The organism is Lachnospira intestinalis (assembly GCF_040095895.1).
In the GTDB taxonomy this organism is placed as follows: domain Bacteria; phylum Bacillota; class Clostridia; order Lachnospirales; family Lachnospiraceae; genus Lachnospira; species Lachnospira intestinalis.
Window position 1 is genome coordinate 1 of record NZ_JBBMFS010000025.1, and the last position, 4,818, is coordinate 4,818.

Sequence of the window (4,818 nt, forward strand, 5' to 3'; positions counted from 1 at the left end):
CTCCTGCACTGTATCCAACGATTTCCCTGTTAAAAAGGTCTATCAGTATACAGATATAATTCCAGTGGTTTCCTACCTTTACATAAGTTAAATCACTTACCACCACATTACGGTATGGCTGGTTTTGAAATTGTCGGTTCAACACATTTGCCACTTTTGATTCATTACATCTGTCTTTTTGCGGCTTAAACTGAGCTGTAGTATAGCTTGATATCAAACCTTCCTGTTTCATGATCCGTCCAATCCTGCGTCTTGATACCTGTTTCCCGCAATCAACCAGTTCTTTCTTGATCTTTCGTGTACCATAATGGTTCCGGCTTTTTCTAAAAATTTCCTGAATGTCTGCAGTAAGTTCTGATTCATCTTTTTTTGTTGCTGCTTCATAATAATAAGTGCTTCTATTTACCTGTAGGACGCGGCACATTGCTGATACAGAGTATTTGTGAGCATTTGCTTTGATCACATTTACTTTCGTCCTAAGATCAGCGCCGCTTGTTTTAAAATATCATTTTCCATTCTTAACTGCTGGTTTTCTTTCCGAAGCCGGATCAGTTCTTCCTGCTCTGGAGTCCGGTTATCTTTTTCATGGAAAGAGCCGGAATTGGATGCCTGCTTTACCCATTTGTCAAACAGGGAAGTAGCAATGTCATATTCACGGCAGATATCGCATCTGCGTTTGCCGGAACGATATAGTTCCACCAGTTGCTGTTTGAATTCATCGGTATATTTACGAGGTTTTCTTCGTTGTTTTGGTTCGGTCATAATGAGTGCTCCTTTGTGTATTTATTATAGATTATATGACCTTAAAAAATCTGTCCAGTTAATTGTAGCCTATCCACAATTAACCTTGCGGGGAATGTAAGCCAGTGACTTATGTTCCCTGCTTTTTTTGATTTGGAGGACAAACAGTGGTAGGAGAAAGAATCAGATATTACAGAAAACGACAAAAAATGACATTCAGGGAACTGGGCGAGAAAAGTGGTTTTGAAAATAGAGGTGATGTAAGAATTGCCCAATACGAAAATGGTTCAAGAGTTCCAAGGACGGGAACGTTGAACAGGATTGCAAAGGCACTTGGCATTCCGCCGGAAGAATTATTCTGTGAGGACTGTAGAAAGTGCATGTTTCTCAAGAATTATTACAGAAAGAAAAGAAAATCTCATACCACTTTTGATATGGGAATCGAAGAAGACAACAGTTACAGAGAACACAAAAATTCCGAGGATGAAGGGATTTTGTATGACAATTTAGATTAAGGAGGAACCGTAATATGATGAATTACGAGATTTTTAAGGAAGTAGTAAAAGAAAAGTTTATGGATTATATGCCTGAGAAGTTCAAAGGAATGGAGCTTGTGGCAGAACCCGTGGAAAAGGTGAATGTGACTCTTGATGGCATCATCTTACGAGAGGAAGGCAGGAATATTTCGCCTACGATTTATATCAATGACATGTATAAGAAGTATCAGGACTGTGGTGATCTTGAGGTGTCACTTCATTGACAAATGTACATCGCCATGATACGATTTGAGAAATATATATATTTTTTGTCGGAAGTGTAGAGTTTTTTGTCGGATACTTTTCTAAAATAAATAAGCTATTACATCTTTATGAAGGTGTTTCAGCATTTGGCACAAGGGGTTATCGCAGAAAGACCTATTTTTTGCAATAACTCAAGTAGAAATGAGGTGAATATCGATGATGCAGCAATTGTATAAATTGACATATGTCAAAAATGGGGGGGGGTAGAAGCCTACTGACCGTGAATGACGCTCAGGAGAGAATGACAAAAGGAGGACTTTATGAATATTATCAAACATAAATATGGCAAACGAACGGTATCTCTGCTGCTTGCGGTAATTTTGGTGCTATGCCCTTTGCAGGTTAGGGCGGCAGATAACAAGCCAACCATCGAAATTGGTGACTACATTCAGATGGGTACTTATGGGGGAGTGCCAATTGTGTGGCGTTGTGTAGCGAAGGATAGCAATGGGCCATTGATGCTTTCGGATAGAGTATTGTGTGATTACATGCCCTATGATGCAAAAACCAACAAAAATGCCGAAACAGGCTCGCACCGGCGCAATAGCTGGAGAGATAATTTTGGTTCTAACCACTGGAGAGACAGCAACATACGTTCTTGGCTCAATTCCAACGCTGAAGCAGGAAAAGTGAAATGGCTTTGCGGAAATCCGCCAACAGAGGATTCTGTCTATCCTAAAACGGCAGCATATGACCAAAAGGAGGGCTTCCTTCGCAGCTTTCGTTCGGATGAGCTGGGAGCGATTCGAACGGTGAAGCAGTGTTCTATCGTTTCCCATCCGGAGTATACGGCAGGTTATATCGACGCAGCCGGTGTTGATCTTCCCTATAACACCACAATTGATACGGTAGCGGATGGGTATGACAGTGCCCATTATGAATATATTTGGGATAGAGTTTTTCTGCTGGATGTTCAGCAGCTCAAAACGGTTAATGATAACCTGAACGGCTACCATATCGCAAAAAACAGAAGCGGTGTAGCATGGAACTATTGGCTGCGTACACCGATTACAACCTGTAACCATGATATGCGATTTGTGACCCCTCAAGGGAATATTTTGCGTGACGCACCCTATAAGGGATATTACGGCGTTCGTCCTGCCTTCTATCTGAATACGGAAAATTACACCGTATCATCCGGCACAGGACAGAGCGCACAGGACCCCTATGTTGTTTCCGCACCGGATGCGCCGGATGACAGCATTGGCATATCCGGCGCTGTGCGAGAGGATGTGAATGGTGACTGGAATGTGAACACGGATGAGTATCTACAGCTGGAGATGAGTACCCTCTACACTGAGGATCCTGCATATGCAAATGTAACCGTACCGGTGTATACAATCCAGAAGCCTCGCAGCGATAAGGAGAACATGGTGATTGTGTACTGCGCCGAGGGCTACACCAAAAGCCAGCAAAAGCAGTTTGTCGAGGATGTAAAAAAGCTGTGGGGGGAGGTATTGCAGATAGAGCCATATCGCAGCATGGCGGATCGCTTTAATGTCTATGCACTCTGCACGGCATCGGTGGATGGCTATGGCGGTACCAGCACATTTTTTGCTGCGACCGCCAAAGGAGGAATTTCTACTAACAAAGGGAACTGGCGCAATCATGTTTTGGAGCGCATCATAGGCCCTGCGTTTATCGAGAAGATTCATGACGCACATATTCCTAATGAAACGCATCCAAACGAAAACACGATGGATCATAATTATAGACAGTATGATTATGTGTATGAAAATATCAACCAATTCGTTGTGTTGGCGAATAGCGGTGAGTATTTCGGTGGCTCTCATGATAATAAACAATATGGTATTCACTATATTGTTGCGTCAGCGAGAAACGCATATTCTGCGTTTACCCAGCGGCATGAACTGGGACACGGTCTGTTCCATCTGGGAGATGAATATAATTATAGCACTGTTCCTGTAGATGAGTGGAATTACACTACATCACTGAATATGACTGCAACAAAAGATCCCACGAAAGTGAAGTGGAAGCAGCTGCTTGGCTTCCGTAATACCTATACCTGCCCGCATCTTGACTACTATCCTTATACCTATAATTCCAGCAGGGATTGTCTGATGCGAGAGACCTTTCAGAATGATTTTTGCGATGTGTGCAAGCTACAGGGCATAAAGGTCATGAGTCAGCTCATTACAAATCCCCCTGCGCTTTATGTGGCTGTTCCTGAGGTGAAAAAGTATATCGGCGGTTACAGAAATCCCACAAAAGATCCTTCTGCCTTTGAGGCAGCGAATTCCTCCGCATATGCGAGCTATCAAAATGACAGGAATAGCCGTCTATTAAGCGGCGGCAGTAAAAACAGCTTTGATTATAGCAGCATGAAGGGGCAGCAGGTTGAGCTGCGCACCATTATACAAAATCTTTCGAATACCCAAGCGAAGACTGTGACCCTGCGCCTGTGGGTGGAACATTCCAACGGCGAAAAAGCGGTCACGACAGATGGGGAGCAGGTTTTCACTACGCAGGAGTTTGACATCCCTGTTTGGAAAGAGAAAAGCAAATTCTGGACAAAGGGTGCGTTGGATTACGAGGGCAGCGACTTTAATTCCGGCCTTGTCAACTGCTCTCTGGTTTACACGATTCCGGAGAATGCCATTCTGCAATCCGGCGATACCATCGGCTTTGAGATTGTAGATCATGCGACAGGCGAGGTATTGGCTGATGATGATACGGAGCAGCAGCGCTATGTCAATGTCACCATCCAATATCAGCTGGAGGATGGCACAGATGTTCCAAACACCATGCCGACTACCTTTACTGTTCCGGTAGGCAAAAAGGTTGATTGGCAGCCGCCGCAGGAACTGCACGGCTACACTTTTGTTAAAGCGGAGGGGATGGAAAATGCTGTCCCGAACAGTGGTATGACGATTCGTTATATTTATAAAAGGTCTGAGGAACGCCCCGAGCCGCCGGTGACAAAAAATTATACGGTGCAATACAATTGGGGCTCTGTATTCCCGACAGGCGCAACGCTGCCGCTAAATAGCAGCTCCTATTCGAGTGTGCAACAGGCGAAGGCGGCTGTGGATAAGAAATATACCTCCACAACACGCATTCAGGCACAAAAGGATGGTAAAAACGGCACATGGGCTTTTTCGGGCTGGGATGCCGGCAACCTAAACGGCACAACCGTGGTATTCCGTGGAAGTTGGAGTTTTACGGAGGATACAGCGCCGATAACGCCTCCGAGCGGTACAGCAAGCTACAAGATTACCGCAACGGCAGGTATCGGTGGAACAATCTCTCCCGGTGG

Annotated in this window: 2 protein-coding genes and 2 pseudogenes; 3 read left to right on the plus strand and 1 reads right to left on the minus strand. The window is 44.4% G+C overall.

What is annotated here, in order from left to right; all coding sequences use genetic code 11:
- Positions 1-762 (minus strand): annotated as a pseudogene (locus WMO37_RS14770) (IS3 family transposase); the annotation flags it as partial.
- A gap of 146 nt (positions 763-908) precedes the next feature.
- Here WMO37_RS14770 and WMO37_RS14775 point away from each other — a divergent pair.
- The 3 genes and pseudogenes from WMO37_RS14775 to WMO37_RS14785 all read left to right on the plus strand — a co-directional run.
- Positions 909-1,256, plus strand: a complete 348-nt coding sequence (locus tag WMO37_RS14775; protein ID WP_349155400.1) for a helix-turn-helix domain-containing protein — start codon at positions 909-911, stop codon at positions 1,254-1,256.
- 14 nt (positions 1,257-1,270) lie between these two features.
- A pseudogene (locus tag WMO37_RS14780) lies at positions 1,271-1,495 on the plus strand (DUF5688 family protein); the annotation flags it as partial.
- A gap of 306 nt (positions 1,496-1,801) precedes the next feature.
- The coding region (locus WMO37_RS14785) for a M64 family metallopeptidase (protein ID WP_349155401.1) at positions 1,802-4,818 on the plus strand (3,017 nt) is incomplete at its 3' end.